The organism is Streptomyces sp. NPDC087845 (assembly GCF_044742755.1).
Lineage (GTDB): Bacteria > Actinomycetota > Actinomycetes > Streptomycetales > Streptomycetaceae > Streptomyces.
Genome location: NZ_JBIUVC010000006.1, coordinates 413,472 through 438,122, shown reverse-complemented (window position 1 = coordinate 438,122; position 24,651 = coordinate 413,472). Strand labels below are relative to the sequence as shown.

Sequence of the window (24,651 nt, the reverse complement as noted above, 5' to 3'; positions counted from 1 at the left end):
GGCTCGCCGGAGGCGGACTCGGGCGGCCGCGTGGATGTCGCGGGCGAGCCGCTGGACGGGCGCTTGGGGGTATCGGTCACGAGCGCACAAGGTAGGTGGAGTCCGCGTCTGCCCGCCACTTGTTTTCTCGGGCCGACTCGCGAGACCCCGGCCGGGCCGACGGTGCGTCAGAGTCCTGCGGGGGTGGGGATGTCGGGGTTGCCCAGGGGCCGGTCCCGGTGGGTGATCAGCTCCGTCAGGGTGTCGGCCCAGCGGGCGAGCAGGAGGTCCAGGTGGGTCTGGCGCACCAGGCGTCCCGGTGCGGTGGCACGCAGCCGAAAACGCCCCTCGGTTCCGGTCAGCGAGCAGTGGACCGCGTCCGCCACCAGGCAGGTCCATGACTGGAGGAGCCAGCCGTCCGGCACCGCGGGCGGGCCCGAGTAGTCGAACACGAACGCCGGGTGGGGCGGCGCGGGGCGGTCCTGGGGGTGGCGGTGCTCCCGGTGCGGGTGGGCCAGTGCCTGCGCTCCCGTGACGGACGGGCCGAGGTCGAGTGGGTCGGCGACGAGGCGCGGTTGTGACCGGGACGCGGTGGTGTCCGCTCCGGTGGCGCCGTTGCCGGTCAGAATCGCGAGGCCGCCGCCGGGGCGGAGGTCCGGGGCGCGGAGCATCACGTGCAGGGCGGCGTGGGCGGCCTCGGCGGGTGAGCGGACGGCGCCGTGCTCGCAGAGCCCGGACGGCAGACGGTACGTGGCCGACACCACGGGCACGGGGGGCGGTATCCGGGGAATCAGGGCGTTGCCGCCGGCCGTCCCGGCAGGTGGCGTGGACGGGGCAGGGCGGGGTCTGTGCCGTGGTCCGCCGGGCAGCCTTCGGGCGATGTCCGCCAGCAGGCGGGTGACCGCCGCCGGTCCGGCCGTGTCGACGCTGCCCGCGATGCGCAGCTCCGGGCCGTCCCAGGGCACGCTGAGCTCGGCCCGCAGCCCGGCCGCCGCCAGCCCCCAGTCGCCGCAGGTGGTGCGGTGCCACTCGGCCGCTGCCGGGGGCGCGGACGGGGCGTGGGCGGCTCGCACGGCTTCGCGCACGGCGTCGCGCAGGTCGGCGGGGCGTGCGGCGGGTATGTGCACCCGGGCCTGCGAGGAGTGGGGGTTTCCGGGAGGTGTGCCGGTGTCGGTCATGGGCGGTGCTCCTCGGTGCGGGGTGGTCGTGTCATCGGTGCCGGGTGGTCGTGTCATCGGTGCCGGACCGCGATGTCGCTGTCATGGCCCACCGGGTCCCCGACGCGGATCGGTCCGCCGTGGACGATTTCGGCGCGCAGTCCGCCCCGGTGGAGGAGACCGCGCACCAGGCCGGGGCGGGTCAGCTGTTCGAGCCGGGCACAGGGTTCGCTCAGCCGAAGCCCGCGGAGCGTGACCCCGCCGACCTGGAACTCGGTTCCCACCAGCGGATTGAGCCGTACGCCCCGGCATACGACGTTGCGCCTGCACTGCGCGGGGGTCAGCTCGATGCCGGTGTCCCGGGCGAGGGCCTGGAGTGCTTCGAGCTCGATCAGGGTGATGTCGCAGACCCCGGACGCGCGGCCGGTACCCCGCTGTCCGGGACGCGGCCCGGCCCCTGCCCAGTAGTTGCGGTCGCCCTCCAGTCCGCGCCCCGCTACGGCGCGGGCCTGCGTGACGGGAAACGTGGCGGCACCGGCGACGGGAGCCAGGTGCAGGGAGACGACCTGTCCGTGTTCCACGATGTGACCTCCGGCCGGCAGCCCTGGCGTACTACGGGGTGTGCTCCGCGACGGCCGGAGCCGGCGGAACCAGGAAGTTGTCGTGGATCGCCCGGAGCGAGCGGAAGCGGTCCACGTCCAGTTCCTCCAGGGGGAGCTCGCGGCCGACGAGGTCCTCCAGCATCAGGATGAACTCCATGAAGCCGAGGGAATCGACGAGCCGGTTCTCGATCAGGTCGAGATCGGCCGGGATCTCCCCGGCCTCCGGATTCCTGGCCCGCAACCAGTCGGTCACCGGCTTGAGCGCTTCTTCCATGGCCCACCTTCCGTGGATGTCTCGTGGGACCGGCCGGCCGCCTCGTACGCGCGGCGGAATTGCTCGACGACGGCGGCGACCGGGTGCTGCCCGGCGACCCGGGAACAGGACCGGCCGCAGTACATGGCCATCTCCTCGACACGGCCGACCGTCGCGGCCACCGGAACGGCCGCGCTGTAGCGGGGGACGGGCAGCCGGCTGCCGCCCGCCCGGGTCGTCGCGATGAAGGTCGCGGGGCGGCGGGGCACCTTCCCGGTCAGGGAGTTCCGCAGTACGCGATGCGGCCGGCCGGGCCAGCCGATGTCGAATCGCGTGGTGACGACGGTGTCGTCCGCCGACGCGTCGGCCACGCGCTGTTTGTAGTACGGATGGGCGGCGGACTCCACCGTGGGGACGAACAGGGTTCCCGCCATGGCTCCGTCCGCGCCCCGGGCCAGCATCCGTGCCAGATCAGCACCGGTCGCGACGCCGCCCGCCACCGCCAGCACGGCGTCGGAGTACCGGGCGCGGGTCTCGTGCAGCAAGCGCGCGGAGGGCAGTTCACCGAGAAGGTGCCCGCCCGCCCCGGTGCCCTGGAGGACGAGGACACCCGCCCCCAGCCGGAGGGCCGCGCCGGCGTCGTGGAGCGTGCCGACCTGGATCACCAGTACGCGGCCCGACCGTACGACGTCGTGTGCCGCCCCGGCGTCCGGCAGTCCGAAGCTGGTGACGAAGGCGTGCGCGGGCAGCTCCTCCAGGGCGGCTCGGAGCTGCGCCCGGCAGAGGGCCGGGCCGCTCACCTCGGGGATGACGTTCACCGCGAAGGGGCGGGAGGTCGACGCCACCACGGCACGTACCAGCTCCCGTGCCCGTTCCGGAGGCTCCTTGTACAGCGCGAGGGCTCCTCCGGCCCCGGCCCGGGAGACCGCGGCACACAGTTCGGGCCCCGCGATGCCTCCCATGCCCGCCTGAAGCAGCGGGAGTTCGAGGCCGAGCACGGACTGGAGGCGGTTCATTCCTCCTCGCCGGCCTTCCGTACGGCCGCTGCCGCGACCCCGAGGTCGCCCTCGAATCGTTCGTTCAGCACATGTACCCAGCGTTCCAGCCCGAACGCGACACAGCCGGTGAACGCGGGCTTCCCCGCGTAGGCGATGGAGCGGCGTTCCCCGAAGAAGTTCCGGTGGTTGTTCATCGAGGCCACGGCGGTGCCGTCGGTGTGGACGTACTCGTCCTTGACCGGGGCGAGCAGCTGCATGACGGTGCGCGATCCCTCCTTCTCGAAGAAGGGATCGGTCGCCGGCTGCCGGGAGAGGGACAGGCCGAGACCGGCGGCGAAGGCGGCGAGCCGCGCATGGTGGTGCCCGAGGTGGTCACGGACCTGCTCGGCGGAGCCGATGCAGATGATCTCCCGCATGGTGAAGCCCCAGAGTCTGCGCAGTCCGTCGTAGTGGTCCTCGTGACGGAAACACCGGGCGGCCGTGGTCACCCGCACAGGGGTTTCCGTCGTGGTTCCGGAGAAGTGCAGAAAGCAGCCGTAGCAGGCGGCGGAGGGCAGCAGGTGTCCGGCGTCCGCGAGATCCCCCGCGGGCACGGGGCCACCGGCCCTCCCGCGGCTGTGGGCGTCGAGGCGGTCGGGCCGGATGCGGGAGACGGGGCTGCCCAGGTGAGGGAAGTTGCGGAAGTAGTCGAGAGTGCGGAGGTCGTCGGCGGCGAGCAGGGGCGGAAACGTCATCCGTACGGCGCCCGCCCGGGTCCCCCAGCCGGTGAACACCTCGTCCAGGGCGTGCAGCAGCACGGTCGCGGGCTCCCCGAAGGAGGCGAGTCCGTCGCGCACGGTCCAGGGGCCGGTGCCGGCCGCGGATTCAGTACCCGGCATCGAGTACTCCGATCCGGGTGAGGAAGTCCGTCGTCTTGTGCAGCACCCGGGCGTGGGCGGCCTGCCGCGCGGGGTGGGCGAGCAGCCGCTGCCGGAGCGCGTAGCCGTCCGCGATCCCCGCGTCGCGGTAGACGGCGGGGTTGTAGAACGACTCCATGCTCGTGGTGATGTAGCGGCCGACGTAGCTGCCCGTCTCGCGGCGGGTCCGTTCGTCGATGCCGGCCTGCGCGAGCCGGTTCCACAGCAGTTGCACCAGTCGGCGTCCGAAGGCGATGTGGCGGGATTCGTCCTGGTGGTGGAGGCGGTTGATGTGGCGGATCGTCGTGTGCAGCCGTTCGTCGGCCGCGAGCCGGACGTTGTAGTGGTCGACGATCTGCTCGAAGACCAGAATCCGGACGAACACCAGGAAGTTCTCGATCGCCGCGTCCCGTGGGGTCTCGGGCAGTTTCAGCTTCTTGTCGGGGTAGATCCTGCCGGCGTACTTGAGGCAGAACGTGGCGAAGAACCACATGTGGTCGTTCTCCTCGCCGACGAAGTGGTGGAAGAACTCCGAAGGAGTCTCGAAGCCGGGCGTGTGGATCCGCCGCATGACCTCGATGAGCAGTTCCCTGATGCCGTGCACGTTCAGGCTGTAGAAGTGGACGCTCTCCCACCGGCTCAGGGCGCGCAGTTGCTCCGGGCTCAGGGTCTCCATCGCTTCGGTGCCGTGGACCGTCAGCAGTTCCGGCGACATCCAGAAGTCGTCGGTGGGAATCGTCCGGGGCCAGTCGAAGGTGGTGTACGGGTTGTAGTAGTCGGCCGTCGCCTTGTCGGAGAGCCGCTCCAGGAGTGCGCGGAACTCGGCTGTGTCGCCGGAAGCGGGTGCGTGTGTGTCGTGTCCCTGCCGGGTCAGGCCCTCCACCGGATCTCCTCCAGCAGCGCCTTGTGGAGTTCGGGGGTGGAGGCGGCCACGCAGGAGCGCTGGTTGTCGACGCCCAGGTCGGTCAGCGCGGTCTCCCCGAGCGGCTCGCCGTAGCCGTCGGTGATGACGGCGCCGGCCTTCTCGGCGAGGAAGACCGCCGCGGCGATGTCGTAGGGGAACAGGTGGAGCACGCTTCCGTTGCCGACCCGCTCGAACTCGGGGAGGAGCGCGGGGTCGTCGCGGAGCAGCCGGTTGCCGATGTCGACATAGGCGTCGAGCTGACCGGTGAGGAGACGGGAGATGGAGTACGTGGCGCTGTTGAAGACGAACACGCCGCCGGTGTTGGCGGAGCGGTCGATGAGGTGGCCGTAGGCGTCGGTCATCAGCCGTGCGGGATGACCGTTGAATTCGAGGGACCAGAACATCCGGGAGAGGTCGGTGGTCGTGGTCAGGGACGGTACGGGGTGCGTGTAGCCGTGGGCGGTCATCGCGTCCGAGCCGCGCTCCCCGTAGAGGTAGGCCCCTGTCCTCATCTCCATGAGCAGCGCGTGTTCCACGTCCGCGATGCGGGGGCGGTCGGACAGCCGGGCCACGGCCACGGAAACGGTGGCCGATTCGAGTCCGGCGACGGCGGGCCTGGTGCCGTCGATGGGGTCGACGACGAGCAGGTATTCGGGTGCGGCGCCGTGGAATTGCAGCCCCCGGTCCTCGGAGTAGACGGCGACCGGTACGCCACCGTCGACGACGTGCTTCCAGACGGCGGCCTCCGCCACGTCATCGAGGCCGAACTGCGCGTCGCCACCGGGCGAATGGCCCCGCACGAGCCGGCTGTCGAGCCGGTTCTGTGCGGCCAGCACCGCACCGCGCACCGCTGAGGCGAGCTGTACGACGTAGTCCTTCATGCTGTCTCCGTGGTGAAGAGTGCGTCGAGCCGGTCGCAGAGCAGATCGGCTTCGGCCCGGGTGATGACGAGCGGCGGCCGGATCTTGATGACGTTGCCGCGACCGTAGCGCGAGGTCCGCAGGATCAGGCCGTGCTCCATCCCCCGCCGTGCCAGGGCCTGGGCCCGGTCGCTGTGCGGGCGGCCGTCCTCGTCACCGATTTCGATGCCGATCATCAGGCCGAGTCCGCGCACGTCCACGATGCACGGATGAGCCGCGGCGAGGACCCGCAGGCGGTCCATGATGTGCGCACCCACCTCGCGTACGTTCGCCAGGAAGCCGGGGCGGCCGATGACGTCGAGGGTCGTCGCCGCGGCTGCCGCCGCCAGGGTGTTGCCGCCGTACGTGAAGGAGTGGTGGTCACTGCTGAGCCCGGACATCCGTTCGTCGGCGATGATGGCGGCGACCTGGGCGCCGGAGCCGCCGAGCCCCTTCCCGGTGGTCAGGATGTCGGGTCGGACGCCGTAGTGTTCGGCGGCGAACATCCGGCCGACCCGGCCGATGCCGGTCTGTATCTCGTCGAAGATCAGCGCGATGCCCCGCTCGTCGCAGAGGGTGCGAAGCGCGGCGAGGTACCCGTCGGGCGGCACGATGTTCCCGCCGCTGCCCGAGACCGGTTCGACGACGACACAGGCGACGCTGCCCGAACTGGCGTGGTCGAGGAAGTCGTTGATCCGCTCGACGCAGAGCAGTCCGCAGCTGTCGGGGGTCTGCCGGTAGAAGCAGCGCAGGCAGTAGGGGTCGGGGACCTGGAGCACGCCGGGCATCAGATGCGGGAACGGAGCCTTGCGGAAGGATTCGCCCGACATGGTGGTCGTCATCATGGTCTGGCCGTGATGACTGCGGAAGAGGGTGATGACATCGCGCCGTCCGGTGCTGATCTGGGCCATCTTGACCGCGCCCTCATTGGCGGTGGACCCGCCCGAGACCTTGAGGTGCACCTTGGTGAGGTTCTCGGGAGTGACCTCGACCAGGCGTCGCACCAGGTCGTTGACCGGCTTGGTCTGGAACGTCGACGTCGCGTGCACCAGCCGTTCGATCTGGTCGCGCATCGCCTTGACCACTTCGGGGTGGCTGTAGCCGAGGCTGAGGTTGAAGGTGCCGGACGCGCAGTCGATGTACTGATTCCCGTCCGCGTCGTACAGATAGATCCCTTCGCCGTGATCCATCAGGTAGTCACTGACCGGGTAATAGATCAAATTCTGGGCGTGCGTCAAGTCGACCATGTCTCTCCCGCTGCTCACGACGTGGCATTTCGACGTGCCCTGCACGGGACCTTCGGCGGGGGCAGCTCCATCCGTACAGAACGGCCCCCGCACATCAGGGTTCCCGCGCGAGGGAATCCCTGTGCCGGAATTTCAGATGTCCAGCACGAAGGTGAACGCGGCATCCCAGCCGTCCCCGGTCCGGCGGACATCCATCAGGCACTCCGGCCGGAAATATTTGTCCAGGTGATTGCGCCGTTCGCCCGGGAAGTACAGCATCGTGGTCAGCACCTCGCCGCCCGGGGGCTGCACCTTGACGTGCACGTGGCGCGTGCGGCCCGGGTACATGGCGGGCAGCACGGTCTGCAGCTGCCAGTTCCCGTCGCTGTCGGCGAACAGGTGGCCCCGGAGCCGGAACCCCTCCTCGTCGTAGACGCCCTCGTCCCCGACCTGCCAGAAGTCGAGGAGCGCGCCGCCGACGGGCTTGCCCTCGGGGGTGACGATGCTGCCGTGGAGCAGCATCGGCGTACCGTCCTCCACATCGCCCCTGAAGTCGGGCTTGTGGGGGGTGTCGGGCTTGTAGAAGGGTCCTTCCGTCTGCTCGGGAGTGGGCGGCGTTCCATTGCACCTGACCGTCGGCGTCGGCGTCAGCCTCCCGTCACCGGATTCCGGAAATGCTTCCCCGGAAGCGGGGCGTGAGACGCTTTCCGGCCTCGTGTTCTCCACGGCGAATTCTCCCTTGTCCAAGGATCTTTCGGCTCACGGAAGCATAACGGCCCGACTTTGCACTGAACAGAATGTATCGGCCTGTTGATGAGTCTTTATCGGCCAAGAACATCAACGATTCGGATGACGATCTCCGCATTCCTGGATGCGGAATTACCCCTGGCATAGGCGGCAGCGTCCGCACCGCTTCATCGCGTGGTTTCCGGCATCTGAAGCCGGCCTGTCCCCGTGAAATCCGGCGCAGGCTCGTGCAAATCCGTGCACGTTCGTGAAGGTCCGTGGAGCTCAGGCGGAACGGTGCGTCGCCGGTCCTGGTTCGTCCGACAGGTGGCGGAGCAGCACCGTCCGTGCCTGGGCGAAGCAGTCGGCGTCCGGCGGCGCGGTGAGAATGTCCGCCAGGGTGAACAGGTCCAAGGTCCGGCTGAGTTCGCGCCAGTCGCGCGGCAGCGGACCGCCCGTGTCCCTGTAGCCGGAGACGAACCCGTCCACGAATGCGGGCGGATACAGATGGGCGAAGCGCAGCATGTTGCCGATGTCGTAGAGGGGCGAGCCGCTGAACGCCTGCTCCCAGTCGAGCACGGCCACCACGTCCCACCGGCCGCTCTCCCGCGAGACCAGCACGTTCTTGGGGTTGAAATCGCAGTGGACCAGTCGGCTGTGTCCGCTCACTTCGGCGACCCGGGGCCCGGTCCGCGCGGCGAGTCCGCGCAACGCGTCGGCCTCGTCGGGCGTCAGGGCGTTGCCGTCGCCGCTGGTGGCCAGGCATCGCTCGACGAACCCGGGCAGGTCGGCGGTCTCGTCACCACCCGGGGCCGGTACGAGGGTGGTGTCGTGGAAGGAACCCGGCCGGGGCAGCCGTACTGCGGCGATCCGGGCCAGGACCCCGCCCACCGCGGCGCCGAGTCCGGCCGCGTCGGCCGCGGCCGGCCGCTCGGCGAGCGCCCGGCCGAGCGGAATGCCGTCGGTGAAGCGGTAGACCAGCGTGGGCCAGCCCGTGGCCGTCCCGTGCGGATCGGACGCGACGACGTCGACCACCGGAACGGTCGGCGCCGCCCGCTCCAGGACCGCCGTCTCCACGGCGCAGGTGTTGCGGCGCATCCTGGTTTCGCTGGAGAGGTAGCGGCGCAGGACGTACCGCTCCCCCTGCCGTGTCGTCACCAGACGCATGTCGTTGGTGAACCCGCCGGGCAGCGGGCTCACCTCCGACAGGCTCAGGCCGGGCAACGCCCGTTCCGTCAGCCACGCACGGGTCGGGGCGTCGAGACGGACCTGGTCACCGATCGTCATGACGGCGAGCCTTCCCGTTCGCGGCTCCGCTCATTCGGGCTGCGCCGCCATTGGCGGTGCGTCCGCGCTCGTGCCGTCCGCGGCCGGTCGCGCCGCCGCGCCGCCGGCCGCGCGCCGCGCCTCCTCGGCGGCCCGCTCGGCCAGCACCAGGCCGCCCGCCGGTCCGGCGAGCCGGCCGAGGGCGGCGGGGACCACGAAGTCGTCGGCGGCGTGCTCCGGCAGACCCGGGTAGCCGGCCAGTGACCGGGTGAGTCCGGCCCGCAGCAGGGGGAACAGTCCGGGCAGTACGGCCATCCCTCCCCCGATCACGATGCGTTCGGGCGCGGTGGTGTAGATGATGTCGCGCAGCCCCGAGGCGAGATAGGCCGCCTCCAGGTGCAGGGCGCGGCGGAGCGTTTCGCCGCTCAGCTCCTGGGCCGGTCGCCCCCAGCGGGCGGCGACGGCCTCGCCGCCCGCCATGCCTTCCCAGCAGTCCCCGTGGAAGGGGCAGGATCCCGGGAAGTCGTCCCCCGGTACGCGGGGGACGCTCAGATGCCCCATCTCCGTGTGGACCAGGCCGTTGATGACGCGTCCGCCGATCACCGCGCCACCGCCGATGCCGGTACCGACCGTCAGGTACACATAGGTGTCCCGGTCCCGCGCGGCGCCCCAGCGGCCCTCGCCGAGCGCCGCGCCGTTGACATCGGTGTCGATGCCGACCGGCACGCCGAGCGCCGCCGCGACCGTCCCCGCGACGTCCACCCCGGTCCATCCCGGCTTCGGCGTCGCTGCGAGGCGGCCGTACGCGGGATGCGAGCGGCGCAGTTCGAGCGGGCCGAACGACGCGATGCCCACGGCGTCCAACGGCCCCTTCACCGCGGCCTCCTCGAAGAAGGCGACTGCCCTGGCCAGGGTCGGTTCCGGATCCCCCGTGGGGAAGCGGATCTCGTCCTCGATCCGGTCGGGCGTCGATCCCACCAGGCAGACGAACTTCGTCCCGCCGGACTCGATCGACCCCAGCCGCGGCCCGTTCACGCGCCCACCGGCCAGCCGTCGGCGCCGGCCGGGCCGGTGTCGGAGCGGATGACGACCTTCATGGCGTCGTACCGGCCGCCCGCCCCCTCACGGCCGACCCCGCCCAGCGCGCCGAGCGCGTCCTCGTACGCCTCCAGCGGGAATTCGTGCGTCACCAGGCGCTCCAGTCCCAGACCGCCCGCGAGGTCGACGGCCACGGGGAAGGTGTCTCCCCGGAAGTCACCGGCTCCGATCAGCCGGATCCCGCGATTGGTCAGCTGGAGCGGCCGCAGCGGGACGCTGTAGCTGTCGTCGAAGCCCATGAGCACGACCCGACCGCCGTCGTCGACCAGGCGCAGGGCATCGTCCAGGCCGCTCCCCGTGGTGTCGAACACGACGCCGGGCCGCTCCCCGCCCGACGCCTTCACGAGGGCCTCGGCCGCGTCCGTTCGGGACACGTCCACCACATGCGCGAACAGGTCGCGTGCGCGGGACAGCCGGTAGTCGTCCGTCTCGGCCACCGTGACGCGCCGCGCGGTCCGAGCGGCCACCAGGGCGACGAGCATGCCGATCGGTCCCGCGCCCAGCACGGTCACGGTGTCGTCGACCGTCAGCCCGGCCGCCCGCACGTTGTTGAGGACGCAGGCGAGCGGTTCGATGAGCACCGCGCCGCGGAAGGGCATCCCGCCGGGAACGCGCCGTACGAACCGCTCCGGCAGCACCACACCGTCGGCGTACGTCCCGTCACGGTCCACGCCGACCTCCGTCCCGGCCTTGTTCCGGCAGAAGTTCGTCGCCCCGCGCATGCAGGGCACACACCAGCCGCAGTACAGAGTCGGGTTGACCACCACCCGGTCCCCCACCGCGAGCGACCGCACTCCGGCGCCCACCTCCTGGACGAGACCGACCGACTCGTGGCCGAGCACCACGCCCGGCCGGGCCGGGAAGCGGCCGAGCAGAATCTTGCGGTCGGTCCCGCAGATCCCGGTGCCGACGACCTTCACCACCACGTCGTCGTCGGCACCGACGCGTGGCGCCGGACGCTCTTGAAGCTCGACGGAACCGGGGCCCAGGTAGACGAGTGCGCGCACAGGTACCTCCCTATCGGTGTCGCGGCAGCGCCCGCTGCCGACGCCGTGCAAGGCGAAGCTGTGTTCGGTCATCGACGTTAACCCAGGGGCCCCTGCTGGGAAACAGTGCTTCTGAGCCGTTGAACGCACCGTTCGGACGGCGCTCGCAGGGCCCCGGCCGGAACCACTCAACAGAGGCCCGCGGCCGGGACGAAGCTCACAGGACCAGGGCTGGGACGGTCCGCCGGAACCACTGCGAACGCGCTGCCGACGGCGGCGGTCAGGGCCCTGGCGGGGCATGGAAGGAACGGCGGCCGTGGATGGCGTCCCCGTCGGCCGGGGCCGCGGGCGGGTGTCACAGGGCCCGTCGGTGCCCTTCCCAGTACGGGTCGCGCAGCCGGCGTTTGTACAGCTTGCCGTTGGGATCGCGGGGCATCTCCGCGATGAAGTCGATGCTCCTGGGACGCTTGTACCCGGCGAGACGGTCTTCGCAGTGGTGCAGGATCGCGGTGGCGAGCGCGTCCCCCGCCTCGTGCCCCGGGGCCGGTTCGACGACCGCCTTGACCTCCTCGCCCCAGTCGGGATGCGGAATGCCGAAGACCGCCGCGTCGGCGACCGCGGGGTGGCCGAGGAGAGCGCCCTCGATCTCGGCGGGGTAGATGTTGACGCCACCGGAGATGATCATGTCGATCTTGCGGTCGCGGAGGAAGAGGTAGCCCTCCTCGTCGAGGATGCCGAGGTCGCCGACGGTGAAGAAGTCACCGATGCGGTTCTTCCTCGTCTTGGTCTCGTCCTTGTGGTAACTGAAGCCGCCGGTGTTCATCTTCATGTAGACGGTGCCGAGTTCGCCGGGCGGCAGGCGGTTGCCGTCGTCGTCGAAGACGGCGAGTTCACTGATCGGCCAGGCCCTGCCCACGGTGCCCGGCTTCGCCAGCCAGTCCTCGGCGGTGGCGAAGGCGCCGCCGCCCTCGCTGGCCGCGTAGTACTCCTCGACGCACCTCCCCCACCAGTCGATCATGGCCCGTTTGACGTGGTCGGGGCAGGGGGCCGCGCCGTGGATGGCGTGGCGCATGGCTGTGACGTCGTATGCCTCCTTCACTTCGCCGGGGAGGGCGAGGAGGCGGTGGAACTGGGTCGGGACCATGTGCGTGTGGGTGCAGCGGTGGGTGTCGATGAGCCGCAGCATTTCCTCGGGCGTCCACTTGTCCATGAGGACCAGGGGGTGCCCGATGTGCAGGGACGCGCCCGCGAACTGGAGGACGGCCGTGTGGTAGAGCGGCGAGCAGACCAGATGGACGTTGCCGTCGAAGGGCCTGATGCCGAAGATGGCGAGGAATCCGCCGAGATGGCTCTCCTCGGGAGGTTTGCCGGAGAGCGGCCGCCGGATGCCGCGCGGCCGGCCCGTGGTGCCGGAGGTGTAGTTCATGACCCAGCCGAGGGTGCGGTCCTCGGGGGGTTCGCCGGACTGCCCTTCGAGCAGTTCGGCGTACGGGCGGAAGCCGTCGACCGCGCCCACGGCGTAGCGGTGGCCGGCCGGGAGCTTCGCCTCGTCGGCGGCCGCGGTCGCCGCCTGCGCGAACCGCTCGTGGGCGATGAGCACCTTGGCGCCGGAGTCCGAGACGATCCAGGCGATCTCGGGGCCGACGAAGTGGTGGTTGACCGGTACGAGATAGAACCCCGCCTGGGTGGCCGCGAGGTAGGCGGTGAAGAACTCGGGGCCGTTGGGCAGGACGACCGCGAAGGCGTCGCCCCGCCGGAGCCCGGCCGCGCGCAGCCCGTGGACCAGGCGGTTGGCCGCGGCGTGCAGCCGGCCCGCCGTCCAGCTCTCGCCGTCGGGTGCGGTCAGGACCGTACGGCCGGGGTCGGCGGCGGCCTGGGCCCAGAAGCCGTTGGGCGGCCGGTTCATGAGGCGCTCCGTCCGGCGATGCGGTTGATCCGGTCCACGGCACGCTCGAAGCCGCGGGTCAGGTCGTCGAATACGGCCTGCACGCTGCGCTCGGTGTTCATCCGGCCGACGATCTGTCCGACGGGGGTGCCGAGCAGCGCGCCGGTCTCGTACTTCTGTATGCGGGAGACGGCTTCGGCCACCAGCAGCCCCTGGAGCGGCATGGGCAGGGTGCCGGGCCCCGACGGGTCGTCCCACGCGTCGGTCCATGCGGTACGGAGCTGGCGTGCGGGTTTGCCGGTCAGCGCGCGGGAGCGGACGGTGTCGCCGGAGCCCGCGGCAAGGAGCTTGCGGGTCAGCGCGCGGGAGTGCAGGTCGGCCTCCTCCGTCGTCAGCCAGAGGGAGCCGAGCCACACGCCCTGGGCGCCGAGGGCGAGCCCGGCGGCGATCTGCTCGCCGCTGCCGATGCCGCCGGCGGCGAGGACGGGGAGCGGTCCCACCGCGTCGACCACGTCCGGGACCAGGACCATGGAGGCGATCTCACCGGTGTGGCCGCCGGCCTCGTACCCCTGGGCGACGACGATGTCGATGCCCGCGTCCGCGTGGTGGCGGGCGTGCTTGGCGCTTCCGGCGAGAGCGGCGACGAGGACGTCCTGGTCGTGGGCGCGCCGGACGACGTCTGCGGGCGGTGAGCCGAGGGCGTTGGCGAGGAGTCCGATGGGGTGGTCGAAGGCGACGTCGAGCTGGTTGCGCGCGACTTCCTCCATCCATCCGGTGATGCGCCAGCCGGACGCCTCGCCCTCGGCGAGTTCCGGTACGCCGTGCTCGGCCAGGGTGTCCTGGACGAACCGGCGGTGTCCGGCCGGGATCATCGCCTCGACGTCGGCCTCGGTCACCCCTTCCACCTTCTTCGCGGGCATGACGACGTCGAGGCCGTACGGCCTGCCGCCGGCGTGCTCCTGCATCCAGTCGAGGTCGCGTGCCAGGTCGTCCGGGGCGGTGTAACGGACCGCGCCGAGTACGCCGAATCCGCCCGCCCGGGAGATGGCGGCGGCCACCGCGGGGAACGGCGTGAAGCCGAAGATGGCGTGCTCGACCCCAAGTTTCTTGCTCAGCTCCGTCTCCATGGGCCGCAGGATGCCGTAGTCGGATCTGCGAGGGAAGAGATTTTCTGATGCAGTGTCAGATTCTTTGTGACGCCAGGGACCTCCGCGACGGCAGAGGTGACAGTAATCTCTGCCCCGGAAAGAAATTTCATCTTCGGGCACGAATTCGAAAGTTTCTTTCACTCGACAGGGAACGGCAGAAAGGGGCTCCGCATGACCGAGGACGCGGCCGGGAGAGGGATCAGCCGACGCAGGCTGGGCGGTGGGATGCTGGCCCTGGGCGGAGCACTCGCCCTGGCGCCGATTCCGTTCGCGGAGCGGGCGTCGGCCATGGAGTCGGAGGCGGAGTCGTCGGGTATGCACACAGGGACCGGGACGAACGCGGCGTCCGCGCAGGGCCGGCCCACACTGCGGCGCGGATCCGCCGCCCGCGCCGGGTTGCTGCAGGGCCCCCTGGATCAATTGGTCGCCGATGCGGAGAAGTTCCTCTCCGACTCCCCCAAGCACCCTTGGTACGCCGGTGCGGTGCTGCTCGCCGGGCGAGGCGGCACGGTGGCCCTGCACCACCCGATCGGCAAGGCCGTGCGCTACGCGGCGTACGACGAGAAGACCGACACGGGGGTGGAGTTCCCGCCCGATCAGCAGATCGCCATGGCCGAGGACACGGTCTTCGACCTGGCCTCGGTGTCCAAGCTGTTCACCTCGATCCTCGCCGTGCAGCAGATCGAACGCGGCAGGCTGGAGCTGGAGGCCGAGGTCGCCTCGTATCTGCCCGAATTCGCCGGTGGCGGCAAGCAGGGCATCACGGTCCGTCAACTCCTCACGCACACCTCGGGTTTCCGCGCCTGGATTCCGCTGTACAACGCGCCGACGCGGGAGGGGAAGCTGGAGCTGCTGTGGAACGAGGTGCCGGCCAACCCGCCCGGCACGGTGTACCTCTACTCCGACCTCAATCTGATCTCGCTGCAACTGATCCTGGAGAAGATCACCGGCCGCACGCAGGATGTACTGCTCCGCGAGCAGATCACCGCTCCGCTCGGCATGCACCGCACCCGGTACAACCCGCCGGCCTCCTGGAAACCGAAGATCGCCGCGACCGAGGACGCCCGGCTCCCCTGGTCGGGCCTCGACCGCGGACTGGTCTGGGGCGAGGTGCACGACGAGAACGCGTACAGCCTGGACGGTGTGGCGGGCCACGCAGGGGTCTTCTCCTGCGCCTGGGACCTCGCGATCCTCGCCCGTACGCTGCTCAACGGCGGGGTCTACGGCCGCGCGAGGATCCTCTCCGCAAAGTCGGTGGACCTGCTGTTCACGGACTTCAACACGGCGTTCCCCGGCGATGCGCACGGTCTGGGCTTCGAGCTGTACCAGCACTGGTACATGGGGGCGATGGCAACACCTCGTACGGCGGGCCACACCGGGTTCACCGGCACCAGTCTGGTGCTCGACCCGAGTACCGACTCGTTCCTGATCGTCCTCGGCAACTCGGTGCACCCGGTGCGTAATTGGCGCTCCGGCAGCGCGCCGCGCGTCGCCACCGCCAACCAGATGGCGCGTGCCGTCGCGGTCCGTCCCGCGCGTGGCCGCACGGCGTGGTTCTCGGGGATGGCGAGCTCCGCCTCCGCCACGCTCACGCTGCCGGCACTGCGTCTCGCCTCCTCGCACGCCCGGCTGAGCTCGGCCCTGTGGTGGGACACCGAGCCCGGGTCCGACTTCCTCTTCCTGGAGGCGTCGGCGGACGCCGGGGCGACCTGGCAGCCCGTACCCTTCACCACCGTACCGACGGCGGGGACACCCCGCCCCCAGCCGGAGCCGCACCCCACCGGCGCGGTCTCCGGCTGGTCCGGCCGGGTCTGGCACCGTCTCGACGCGGACCTCGCCGCATGGCGCGGCAAGGAGGTGCGGCTGCGGTGGCGGTACGCCACGGATCAGCTCTACGTCGGACGCGGGGTGTACGTGAACGCCGTCCGGGTCGAGGACGGCAACCGGACGGCCTTCGACGAGAGCCGGTCCGGCGACGCCGCGCGCATCGAGGCACTCGGGTGGACGGCGTCGGCGGACTGAGTCGCGCCGGGCCGGGCCGACGGTACACCGTGCCGGGGAAGGGCCGTCCCCCTTCCCCGGCACGGGCAGCGGCACGACGCGGCCCCCACGGAGGGAACAGGCGGCGCCGCACCGGAGAATGTCCCGATGACCGCATCACCGCAGAACTGGAGGCGTGCCGAGCGCCTGGACGCCGACCGGATGGCAGCCGCCGTGTACGCCGAGACAGGCGTGCGGCTGGTGGTCGAGGGGCGATGTCCGGGCGGTGAGACCGGTGCCGCTCATGTGCGGTGGCCCGACGGCCACCGGTCGGTCCTCAAGTCGCGGCCGGACACCCGGATCGAGGAGCTGCGGGCGGGTCCGCTGACGGTGTGCGAGGTACTGCGCGCCCGCGGATATCCCTGCCCGTCGACGGAGTTGGCGCTCCAGGTGGACCGTGCGGTGGTGCTGGTCCAGCAGCTTCTGCCGGGGACACCGTTGGAGTGTCTGGACCATGACGGGCTGGATCGGGCACTCGCCCTCAACGCGTCGCAGGCAGGACTGCTGACCGAGCACCCGCGTGTCCCGTCGATGAACCTGTATCTGCTCGACGACGGCCCCGGCTACTGTCTCCACGAGCCGCTGCGTCGGCACAACCGGCGCAGCAGCGCCCTGGAACAACGGATCAGGGCGGTGGGGGCCGGACATCCTCGCCGACTGGCCGGACACGACGTCGTGCACCAGGACTTCCACCACGGCAACCTGCTCGCCGTGGACGGTACCGTCACCGGGGTCGTCGACTGGGACGGCGCCGGACGGGGAGACCGCCGTTTCGACCTGGTCACCCTGCGCTTCGGACTGCACGCGAAGGAGCAGGCGCCGGGGGTCGTCCGTCGCCTCGACGACATCCTGGACGCCCTGCCCGAGGACATCCTGCGTCCCTGCTGGGCCCATATGAGTCTGCGCATGACCGACTGGGCCGTCCGGCACTTCGCGCCGGGCGACGTCGCGCACTGGCTGGATCTGGCCGAACAGCGCCTCTGACGGCGGATCCGTGCCCGTCGGACGCTGTAGGTTCCGGTGGTGATGTCCGCCCGGAAGAACGAGCGAACAGGCAGGGCTCTGCGGGCGGGAACCCGACCGTCCTGCGGCGCCCGGGGGCGGGATCCGCCGCGATCGGGGACGTTTCGCGCTCGGCCCGCGACACGACGCGCTGCGGGCGGCGATCGGCAGGGAGCCGTCCCGGGTGGCGCGAGGCAGAGCAAGAAAGCCCGGACACCGGAGCCCGGACTACCCACCGCACCGATCGCAGGAGAAACGTGAAGACCGCCACCGAAGCACCCGCGAACCGGCTGGCGCCCTTGCGGGTTGCCGCCTTCCGGCGGTTCATGCTCGCCAATCTCGTCTCGGCGACCGGGTCCGCGATGGCTCCGATCGCACTGGCCTACGCGGTGATCGGACAGGGCGGCGGCGCGGGTTCGCTCGGTGTCGTGCTGGCGACGAATTCGGTCCCGACGATCGTCTTCACCGTCGCGGGTGGTGTTCTCGCGGATCGTCTGTCGCGCAGCCGGATTCTGTTCCTGGGCAATCTCCTGGCCGCGGCCGCGCAGGGGGCGCTCGCAGTGCTCGTGGCCACCGGCCATGCGGCAACCGCTTCGATCGCCGTGTGCGGCTTCGTGTCCGGGATCGCCACCGCCTTCACGGCTCCGGCCGCGACGGGCGTCGTGGCGCAGGTCGTCGCGGCGGAGCACCTGCAACAGGCCAACGCGCTGCTCCGGCTTCCGAGCAACGCCGTCAAAGTGCTCGGTCCCGTCGTCGGAGGAGTGATCGTCGCGATCGGCGGACCGGCGTGGGCGCTGTCGTGGGACGCCCTCAGCTTCCTGGTCGCGGCGCTCCTGCTGCTCGGCCTGCGGCTGAGCGCACCGGTCACGACGAGCAGCGCCCTGGCCGATCTGCGGGCCGGCTGGTCCGGGTTCCGGTCCCGCACCTGGCTGTGGACGTACACCGCCGCGGGCACGGTGGTGGTCGCCGCGTGGCTGGCCGGATTTCAGCTCCTCGGTCCGGTGATCGCGGCCGAGCACTACTCGGGGGCGCGTTCCTGGGGGTTCGTCCAGGGCGCGTTCGCGTTCGGGCTGCTGGCGGGAACGGTGGTGTGCCTGCGCTGGAGGCCGGACCGCCTGCTGGCCGTCGCCGTCCTCACCGGCGCCGGACTCTGCCTGCCACCGGCGGCACTGGGCTTCGGCCTGGCCCTGCCGTGGGTACTGCTCGCCGCCGTGCTCGCGGGCATCGGGCTGGATGTCGCCGTCGTGGCGTGGAACACCGCACTCCAACAGCACGTGCCCCAGGAGGAACTGGGCCGGATGAGCTCGTTCAACGGTGTCGGGGAACGGGTCGCCATCCCGCTCGGCTATCTCGTCACCGCGCTCGCCGCGCATGCCTGGGCCGACCGGACCGTGCTCCTGGTCTGTGCCGGTGCCATCGTGGCCACCACGGCCCTCAACCTCTGTGTACGGGACGTGTACCGCGTCAAGCGCGTCTGAGCGTGCGGGCGCGCGCCCGGCGGCGCACCGGGTACGCCACCGTCTCAGACCGGCCCGGAGTCGTCCGGCTGGATGCCGGCCCGGCGGGACACGTCCTCGCTGTGCGCCAAGTGGTCGCGCCCCTCCTCGCCGAGCTGTCTGAGCACCCCGGCGAGCACCGTCTCGACGGTGGCGAGCGTCGGGACCATGCTGTCGTACGGCGAAGGCGCGGCGACATGGCTGGGCAGGACGACATCGGCGAGGCTGGTCACCGGCGAGAGCCAGGCGTCGGTGAACAGGACGACTTTGCTCCCGCACTGCGCGGCCATCTCGGCGATGACGATCTTGTCCGGTTCGTAGCGCCGGTAGTCGAAGACCACGAGGACGTCCTGCCGCCCGAGACCCGCCAGGACGGCGGTCCGCTCCACGTCACGGTCCGGCAGGATGACCACGTCGCCGCGAATCTGCATGAGGTGCAGCCCCAGGTACTGCGCCAGCAGATGCGTGAACCGGCCACCGGCCAGGATGATGCGACGCTTGGGGTGGCTGAGCAGCGAGATCGCCGCCTGCACGTCGTGGGGCGGCAGTTCCCGCAGCGTACGCGCGACCTCGGAGCTGAACACATCGTGTCCGCCTCCGGGGTGCGCGGTGTCCCGGCCCTCCTCGTCCGGTGCGCCGGGGGACGCGGCGCCGTATCCCCGTGAGCTGTAGAGCTGCAGAGGTGAGGCGCTGCGTTCCTCCAGCTCCCCCCGCAGCGCCGCCTGGAAATCGGGGAACCCCTTGTAGCCGAGCCGGTTGACGAAACGGATCACCGTGGGCGCGCTCACCGCGGCGCGTTCGGCGAGCGTGGCCACCGTCTCGAAACCGGCCGACGGGTAGCCGGCGAGCAGCACCCGGGCCACCTTGCGTTCGGCGGGGCTGAGGTCACCGAACCGTTGCCGGATCTCTTCGGCGAGTGAGGACATGGGCCGGACGCCACCTTTCTGAAGGGGTTCAGATTACGCGGACCGGCGGCGTGCTCCGGATGTCCGGGTCAGCCGTCGTCCCGGCCGAGGGCCGTGACCAGCGCCGCGAGCAGGGCAACCCTGTGCGGGACCGTCGTCACGTCCAGCCACTCCTGCGGGCTGTGGTCACCGCCGCCGACCGGGCCGAGGCCGTCGAGCGTCGGCACCCCGGCTCCGGCAATGGTGTTGGCGTCGCCGACGCCCCCGGTGGCAGCGGCGCCCAGGTCGAGCGCGAGCTCCGCCCCGGCCTCCCGGGCGCGGGCGAACACGGCGCGTGCCGCCGGGGTGTCCTCCATGGCCGGGCACGCTTCCGTCTGCCGCACGGTGGCCGTGGTCCCCGGTACGGACAGCTGGGCGGCGGCCACGACGATGGCCTGCCTGGCCTGCTGGATGCCCGACTGGGTCGAGGACCGCACTTCCACGTGCAACTCGGCCTCGGGACAGACGATGTTGATACGGCTGCCCGCCCGGACCATCCCCACATTGACCGTGACGTCGCCCCAGCGCCCGTTCATCTCCTGGCAGGCGATGAGCAGATGAGCAGCGGCCAGTGCGGCGTTCGCCCCGCGTTCCGGTTCGATGCCGGCGTGGGCGGCCCGTCCCGTGACGGTGATCAGGAAGTCCGCCACCCCCTTGCGGGCGATGACGAGGTCGCCGTTCTCCCGGGCGCACTCCAGGCCCAGCCCGTAGTCGACGGCCCCGGCGAGATCCGCGGTCACCGGGCGGCTGGCCGGGGAGCCGATCTCCTCGTCGGGGGTGGCGAGGAAGGCGATCTCCGCGAAGTCCGTCATCCCGCGGCGCAGCAGGATTTCCACGGCGGTGAGGCCGGCCAGCAGGCCGCCCTTGTCGTCGCTGACTCCGGGGCCGTGGGCGAGCCGGCCGTTGCGGGTGAAGGGGCGCCGCGCCGCCGTCCCGTCGTCGAAGACGGTGTCCATGTGTCCGGCGAGCAGGATGCGCCGTCCGCCCTGTTCGACGGGGAGCCGGCCGCGCAGCCGCCCCACGACCAGGTCACCGAAGCGCCTGTCGTGGCCCGGGGACGTGACGGGCGACCGGTCCACCTCGAAGCCCAGGCCGGTCAGGCGCCGCACGGTCCAGTCCGCGATGCGATTGACTCCTTCCGGGCTGTACGAGCCGGAGTCGATGGACACCAGGTGTTCCAGGTCCGCCAGGTAGCGGGGCTGGAGGGCGAGGGCGTCGGGGAGCAGCAGGGCCGCCGTGCTCCGCTGCCGTGCTTCGGGCATCACAGGACCTTCGACAGGAAGGTGCGGGTGCGTTCCTGCCGGGGCTCGCCGAGCACCTGGCGGGGGTCGCCGGCCTCGACCACGACACCGCCGTCCATGAAGACGGCCGTGTCCGCGACCTCCCGGGCGAATCCGATCTCGTGTGTGACGACGACCATCGTCATCCCTTCCGCGGCCAACTGCCGCATCACGTCGAGCACTTCCCCGACCAGTTCCGGGTCCAGGGCCGACGTCGGTTCGTCGAAGAGCATCAGTTTGGGCTTCATGGCGAGCGCTCTGGCGATCGCGACGCGTTGCTGCTGGCCGCCGGAGAGCTGGGCCGGATAGCGTTCGGCACGGTCGGCGAGGCCGACCCGTTCCAGCAGCCGCAGCGCGTCGGCACGTGCCTCGGCCCTGGTGGCGCCCGCGACCTTCACGGGCGCCTCCATGACGTTCTCCAGCGCTGTCATGTGCGGGAACAGATTGAACCGCTGGAACACCATCCCGATGTCGCGACGGGCGCGGGCGATCTCGCGTTCCTTCAGCTCGTACAGCCGGTTGCCCTGCTGCCGGTAGCCGACCGGGGCGCCGTCGACGGAGAGGCTGCCTCCGTCGATCTTCTCCAGATGGTTGATGCAGCGCAGGAACGTGGACTTCCCGGAGCCGGAGGGGCCCAGCAGGCAGCAGACGCGGCCGCGTTCGACGGTCAGGTCGATGCCCCGGAGCACGGAGACCTTCCCGAAGTGTTTGCGCACGCCCTCGGCGTGCACCATCGGCGTTTCCACTCTCAGCCCTTCGTGTCGGTCGATGGGGCGGGGCCGGTCCGGGAGATCCGGAGCGCGGCGCCCGCGACGAGGCGTCGCAGCGGCCCGGGGGCGGGGGCGGCGGGTGCCGTGCCGCGGCCGTAGCGGCGCTCCAGCCAGGACTGCGGCAGGCCCAGTGCCGTGACGAGGATCAGGTACCAGATGCTGGCGACCACGAGCATGGGGATGACCTGGTAGTTCTGGGCGTACACGTCCTGGATGTTGGACATCAGGTCGTGGGCGGAGATCACCGAGACCAGAGCGGTCATCTTGAGCATGTTGATCGTCTCGTTGCCCAGCGGAGGGATGATGACCCGCATGGCCTGGGGCAGCACGATGCGCCGGGTGGTGAGCGCCGGTCGCATGCCGAGCGACTGGGCGGCCTCCGCCTGTCCCGCGTCGACGGACTGGATGCCCGCGCGGACGATCTCGCTGGCGTAGGCCGCCTCGTTCAGTCCCAGTGCCAGGAGTGCGGCGACCGCGGGGGTGAGCACCGCGTTCGTGTCCATGTCCAGGAAGGTGATGTGGGTGAACGGAATGCCGATGAGGATGTGTTTGTAGAGGGCGCCCGCGTACCCCCAGAAGATGATCTGAACCAGGAGCGGGGTGCCGCGGAAGACCGAGACGAACGCGTTGGCCAGGGCGCGGAGTACGGGGTTGGACGACAGGCGCATCACGGCTACGAGAACGCCCAGCCCGAGGCCGACGGCCATGGCTGCCGCGGTGAGCCACAGGGTGGTGGCCAGGCCGTCGAAGACGAGATGGGCGAAGACGTAGTGCCCGACGATGTCCCAGTGCAGGTTCTCGTTGCCGGCGAGGGAGCCGATCAGGCCGACGAGGGCGGTGAGGGCAGCCGCGGCGGCCAGCCATCGGCCCCAGTGGCGGATCGGTACGACGGTGAGGCCCGCCTCGGCAGGCGGTGCGGGGGCCTGGGCGCCGCGTACGGCCCCGGCGGGTGTGAGGGCGGCCATGTCAGGACACCGCCGCGTTCTTGGTGGCCTGCTTCACGGCGATGGAGGCGGCGCCGTACTTGTCGCAGATCTTGCCGAGCGTGCCGTCGTCGACGAGTGCCTGCAGGGCCTTCTGGATCGCGTCGGTCAGCCCGGGAAGCTGTTTACTGACACCGATGCCGTTGGGGGTCGCCTCGTAGCCGCCGCCCGCGGCGGGGTCCTCGGCGACCTCGAAGGCGCGGCCGCCGTCGGCGGTCTTCGCCGTCCAGCCGGCGCCGGGCTTCGTCACCAGATCGGCGACCACCTTCCCCGAGCGCAGGGCGAGTTGGGCGTCGGAATCCTTGGGGAACGTCTGGATGGAGACGGCGTCCCTGCCTGCTTCGGCACACGTGGACTGGTGCCTCTTCAGCACCTCCAGCTGGTGGCTGGCCGCCTGGGTGGCGACCTTCTTGCCGCAGAGATCGTCGAGCCGTGCGATCCGGTCCGGGTTCCCCTTGACCACGAGGATTCCCGAGCCCGATACGGAGTAGTCCACGAAGTCCAGGACCCGCTGGCGTTCCTTGGTGTCGGTCATGGCCGACATGACCGCGTCGAACTTGCCGGCCTGGACGGCGGGCACGATGCCGTCGAACTTCTGGGCGGTGAAGGCGAATCGCACCCCCAGCTTGGCGCCGAGCGCCTGGCCGAGGTCGTAGTCGAGCCCGGTGAGCCCGGACTGCCCCTCGGTCTTGAACATGACGAACGGCGCATACGGTACGTCGGTGGCCACCCGGACCGTGCCGCTGGACCTGACGGCAGCGGGCAGGGAGGCGTGGAGTTCCGCGTCGCGGGTGACGTGCACACCCGCGACGGCGACATCGCCCGCGGGAGCGCCGGCACCGTCGGTGGCGCCGTCCTTTCCACATGCGGACAGCGCCGTGGACGATGCGATCAACAGTGCGGTGGCCGCTGCTGCGCGGCGGACTGGGCGGGTGTGCAACACAAACCCCTCTCGCGGAACTGCCGTGCGGCTGGTTCACCGCCGACCGGATGCCCGCACGTTACACGTCAGATCCATTTCGGCCATACTGTAATGCCTGTAACGGATCAATAACGGTCGAGCCGGTAACGATGCAGGCCGCTGGCTACGGAAACTCCACTCCCCGAGGCGGCCCTCACGCCACGACCCTCACCGCAACGTCGTTTCAGAACGCCGATTGCAACGGAGATATGTAACGCGCCCAAGTGCGGCGTTGCCGTTGCCCGCCGCCGGGCGGCACTCACAGCCCCGACCGGGTCAGTAGGAGTGGTCGGCGGTGACGTCGGCAGAGAGGCGGAGGGTCTGCTGCGCCGTGGTTGCGCGAAGGGCGAGAAGGGTCTGCATGAGCGCGTCGACGGCGACGAGGTGGGCGATCCGGCTGGCCGTGGTCTCCAGCCCGAAGACGAGGTCCTGCCCGCCGGCGACGAGAGTGTGCGTACAGGTCTCACTCAAGGGCGAGTGTGCGTAGCTGGTGAGGCCGACGACCTCGGCCCCCGCATGTCGGGCACGGCGAGCGGTGTCGACGGTGCTGCGGGTGGCGCCGGTATGACTGATGGCCAGGCACACCGCACCCGGGGGCAGTTGGGCGGCGGCGAGCTGAGCGGTGAGGGCGTCGGCAGGGGCGTCGACAATGCACCCGAGGGCACGCAGGCGGTAGGCGGCGTCGATGGCCACGGCGGCGGAGAGGCCCCCCGCCGCGACCACGACGCGAGGCGCGGCGTTCAGCGCGGTGGCCGCGGCGAGCAGCCGGTCGGCGGTCAGCGTGGTGGCGAGGTCGTCGAGGGCTTCGCGGGAGGCATGGATCGTGTCGGCCAGGGCGCGGGCGGCCGGGTCGTCGCGGGGGTCCGGTGCCGGTGCGCGGGTGGGGCCCTGGCGGGCTGCCGCGATCTTCAGTTCCTGGTAGCCGCGGAAGCCGAGGCGCTGGCAGGCGCGGACGACCGATGACGGCGCGGTTCCGGCCAGGGCGGCGACGTCGCTGACGCTGAGCCCGACGAGGTCGGCCCCCTGGTCGAGGATCACCTGCGCGACACGGGCCTCGGTCTCGCGGAGCTCCGGCAGCTTGGCCCGTACGTGAGCGCCGAGCCGGTACGCATCGGCGGAATTCTGTTCCATATGATTAGAGTAGCGCGGAAT

At 71.0% G+C, this 24,651-nt stretch carries 23 protein-coding genes; 3 read left to right on the top strand and 20 right to left on the bottom strand.

Annotated features, from left to right (window positions below):
* Positions 1 to 167: 167 nt before the first annotated feature.
* The 14 genes from ACIOMQ_RS18735 to ACIOMQ_RS18670 form a co-directional block, all read right to left on the bottom strand.
* A complete protein-coding gene (locus tag ACIOMQ_RS18735) occupies positions 168 to 1,157 on the bottom strand; it encodes a hypothetical protein (protein ID WP_401756462.1) in 990 nt (329 codons plus the stop codon).
* A gap of 53 nt (positions 1,158 to 1,210) precedes the next feature.
* Entirely contained in the window at positions 1,211 to 1,717 is a 507-nt protein-coding gene (locus tag ACIOMQ_RS18730; protein WP_362198847.1) for an MOSC domain-containing protein, read from the bottom strand.
* Between the two features lie 31 nt (positions 1,718 to 1,748).
* A complete protein-coding gene (locus tag ACIOMQ_RS18725) occupies positions 1,749 to 2,012 on the bottom strand; it encodes an acyl carrier protein (protein ID WP_362198844.1) in 264 nt (87 codons plus the stop codon).
* On the bottom strand, positions 1,988 to 3,007 hold the full coding sequence (locus ACIOMQ_RS18720; RefSeq protein ID WP_401269171.1) for an NAD(P)H-dependent flavin oxidoreductase: 1,020 nt from the start codon (positions 3,005 to 3,007) through the stop codon (positions 1,988 to 1,990). The genes ACIOMQ_RS18725 and ACIOMQ_RS18720 overlap by 25 nt, the downstream gene beginning before the upstream one ends.
* Complete coding sequence (locus ACIOMQ_RS18715; protein WP_401269173.1) at positions 3,004 to 3,867, bottom strand: hypothetical protein; 864 nt, start codon at positions 3,865 to 3,867, stop codon at positions 3,004 to 3,006. Before ACIOMQ_RS18715 ends, ACIOMQ_RS18720 begins: the two co-directional genes overlap by 4 nt.
* Positions 3,854 to 4,768: a diiron oxygenase gene (locus ACIOMQ_RS18710; protein ID WP_401269175.1), complete on the bottom strand. Its 915-nt coding sequence runs from the start codon at positions 4,766 to 4,768 to the stop codon at positions 3,854 to 3,856. The genes ACIOMQ_RS18715 and ACIOMQ_RS18710 overlap by 14 nt, the downstream gene beginning before the upstream one ends.
* Positions 4,756 to 5,670 carry an inositol monophosphatase family protein gene (locus ACIOMQ_RS18705; protein ID WP_402189551.1) on the bottom strand — a complete coding sequence of 305 codons (915 nt, stop codon included), beginning with the start codon at positions 5,668 to 5,670 and terminating at the stop codon, positions 4,756 to 4,758. The genes ACIOMQ_RS18710 and ACIOMQ_RS18705 overlap by 13 nt, the downstream gene beginning before the upstream one ends.
* Complete coding sequence (locus tag ACIOMQ_RS18700) at positions 5,667 to 6,935, bottom strand: aspartate aminotransferase family protein (protein WP_401269178.1); 1,269 nt, start codon at positions 6,933 to 6,935, stop codon at positions 5,667 to 5,669. The genes ACIOMQ_RS18705 and ACIOMQ_RS18700 overlap by 4 nt, the downstream gene beginning before the upstream one ends.
* 132 nt (positions 6,936 to 7,067) lie before the next feature.
* Positions 7,068 to 7,640, bottom strand: coding sequence for a hypothetical protein (locus ACIOMQ_RS18695; protein WP_362198825.1), 573 nt, complete (start codon positions 7,638 to 7,640; stop codon positions 7,068 to 7,070).
* A gap of 285 nt (positions 7,641 to 7,925) precedes the next feature.
* Positions 7,926 to 8,927 carry a phosphotransferase family protein gene (locus ACIOMQ_RS18690; protein ID WP_402189548.1) on the bottom strand — a complete coding sequence of 334 codons (1,002 nt, stop codon included), beginning with the start codon at positions 8,925 to 8,927 and terminating at the stop codon, positions 7,926 to 7,928.
* A gap of 30 nt (positions 8,928 to 8,957) precedes the next feature.
* Entirely contained in the window at positions 8,958 to 9,941 is a 984-nt protein-coding gene (locus ACIOMQ_RS18685; RefSeq protein ID WP_362198819.1) for an ROK family protein, read from the bottom strand.
* Positions 9,938 to 11,011, bottom strand: a complete 1,074-nt coding sequence (locus tag ACIOMQ_RS18680; protein WP_401756470.1) for a zinc-binding dehydrogenase — start codon at positions 11,009 to 11,011, stop codon at positions 9,938 to 9,940. The genes ACIOMQ_RS18685 and ACIOMQ_RS18680 overlap by 4 nt, the downstream gene beginning before the upstream one ends.
* 334 nt (positions 11,012 to 11,345) lie before the next feature.
* Complete coding sequence (locus tag ACIOMQ_RS18675) at positions 11,346 to 12,896, bottom strand: acyl-CoA synthetase (protein ID WP_362198813.1); 1,551 nt, start codon at positions 12,894 to 12,896, stop codon at positions 11,346 to 11,348.
* Complete coding sequence (locus ACIOMQ_RS18670; RefSeq protein WP_362198810.1) at positions 12,893 to 14,002, bottom strand: nitronate monooxygenase family protein; 1,110 nt, start codon at positions 14,000 to 14,002, stop codon at positions 12,893 to 12,895. The genes ACIOMQ_RS18675 and ACIOMQ_RS18670 overlap by 4 nt, the downstream gene beginning before the upstream one ends.
* A gap of 192 nt (positions 14,003 to 14,194) precedes the next feature.
* On the opposite strand from ACIOMQ_RS18670, the gene ACIOMQ_RS18665 reads away from it, so the two are divergent.
* From ACIOMQ_RS18665 to ACIOMQ_RS18655, 3 genes are all read left to right on the top strand, one after another.
* Entirely contained in the window at positions 14,195 to 16,045 is a 1,851-nt protein-coding gene (locus tag ACIOMQ_RS18665; RefSeq protein ID WP_402189544.1) for a serine hydrolase, read from the top strand.
* Positions 16,046 to 16,171: 126 nt separating this feature from the next.
* A complete protein-coding gene (locus tag ACIOMQ_RS18660; RefSeq protein ID WP_401269190.1) occupies positions 16,172 to 17,047 on the top strand; it encodes a phosphotransferase in 876 nt (291 codons plus the stop codon).
* Between the two features lie 344 nt (positions 17,048 to 17,391).
* Positions 17,392 to 18,543 (top strand): MFS transporter, encoded by a 1,152-nt coding sequence (locus tag ACIOMQ_RS18655; protein WP_402189598.1) that lies wholly within the window; start codon positions 17,392 to 17,394, stop codon positions 18,541 to 18,543.
* 44 nt (positions 18,544 to 18,587) lie between these two features.
* Here ACIOMQ_RS18655 and ACIOMQ_RS18650 read toward each other — a convergent pair whose 3' ends face one another.
* From ACIOMQ_RS18650 to ACIOMQ_RS18625, 6 genes are all read right to left on the bottom strand, one after another.
* Positions 18,588 to 19,487 carry a MurR/RpiR family transcriptional regulator gene (locus ACIOMQ_RS18650; RefSeq protein ID WP_362198798.1) on the bottom strand — a complete coding sequence of 300 codons (900 nt, stop codon included), beginning with the start codon at positions 19,485 to 19,487 and terminating at the stop codon, positions 18,588 to 18,590.
* Between the two features lie 68 nt (positions 19,488 to 19,555).
* Positions 19,556 to 20,767 carry a M20/M25/M40 family metallo-hydrolase gene (locus tag ACIOMQ_RS18645; RefSeq protein WP_402189541.1) on the bottom strand — a complete coding sequence of 404 codons (1,212 nt, stop codon included), beginning with the start codon at positions 20,765 to 20,767 and terminating at the stop codon, positions 19,556 to 19,558.
* Positions 20,767 to 21,519: an amino acid ABC transporter ATP-binding protein gene (locus ACIOMQ_RS18640; protein WP_401756478.1), complete on the bottom strand. Its 753-nt coding sequence runs from the start codon at positions 21,517 to 21,519 to the stop codon at positions 20,767 to 20,769. Before ACIOMQ_RS18640 ends, ACIOMQ_RS18645 begins: the two co-directional genes overlap by 1 nt.
* A gap of 14 nt (positions 21,520 to 21,533) precedes the next feature.
* A complete protein-coding gene (locus ACIOMQ_RS18635) occupies positions 21,534 to 22,520 on the bottom strand; it encodes an amino acid ABC transporter permease (RefSeq protein ID WP_401756480.1) in 987 nt (328 codons plus the stop codon).
* A 1-nt stretch (position 22,521) separates the two neighbouring features.
* Entirely contained in the window at positions 22,522 to 23,478 is a 957-nt protein-coding gene (locus tag ACIOMQ_RS18630; RefSeq protein ID WP_401269206.1) for an ABC transporter substrate-binding protein, read from the bottom strand.
* A 297-nt stretch (positions 23,479 to 23,775) separates the two neighbouring features.
* The gene (locus tag ACIOMQ_RS18625; protein ID WP_402189538.1) at positions 23,776 to 24,630 is read right to left on the bottom strand and encodes a MurR/RpiR family transcriptional regulator; all 855 of its coding nucleotides are present in this window, start codon (positions 24,628 to 24,630) and stop codon (positions 23,776 to 23,778) included.
* Positions 24,631 to 24,651 lie beyond the last annotated feature (21 nt).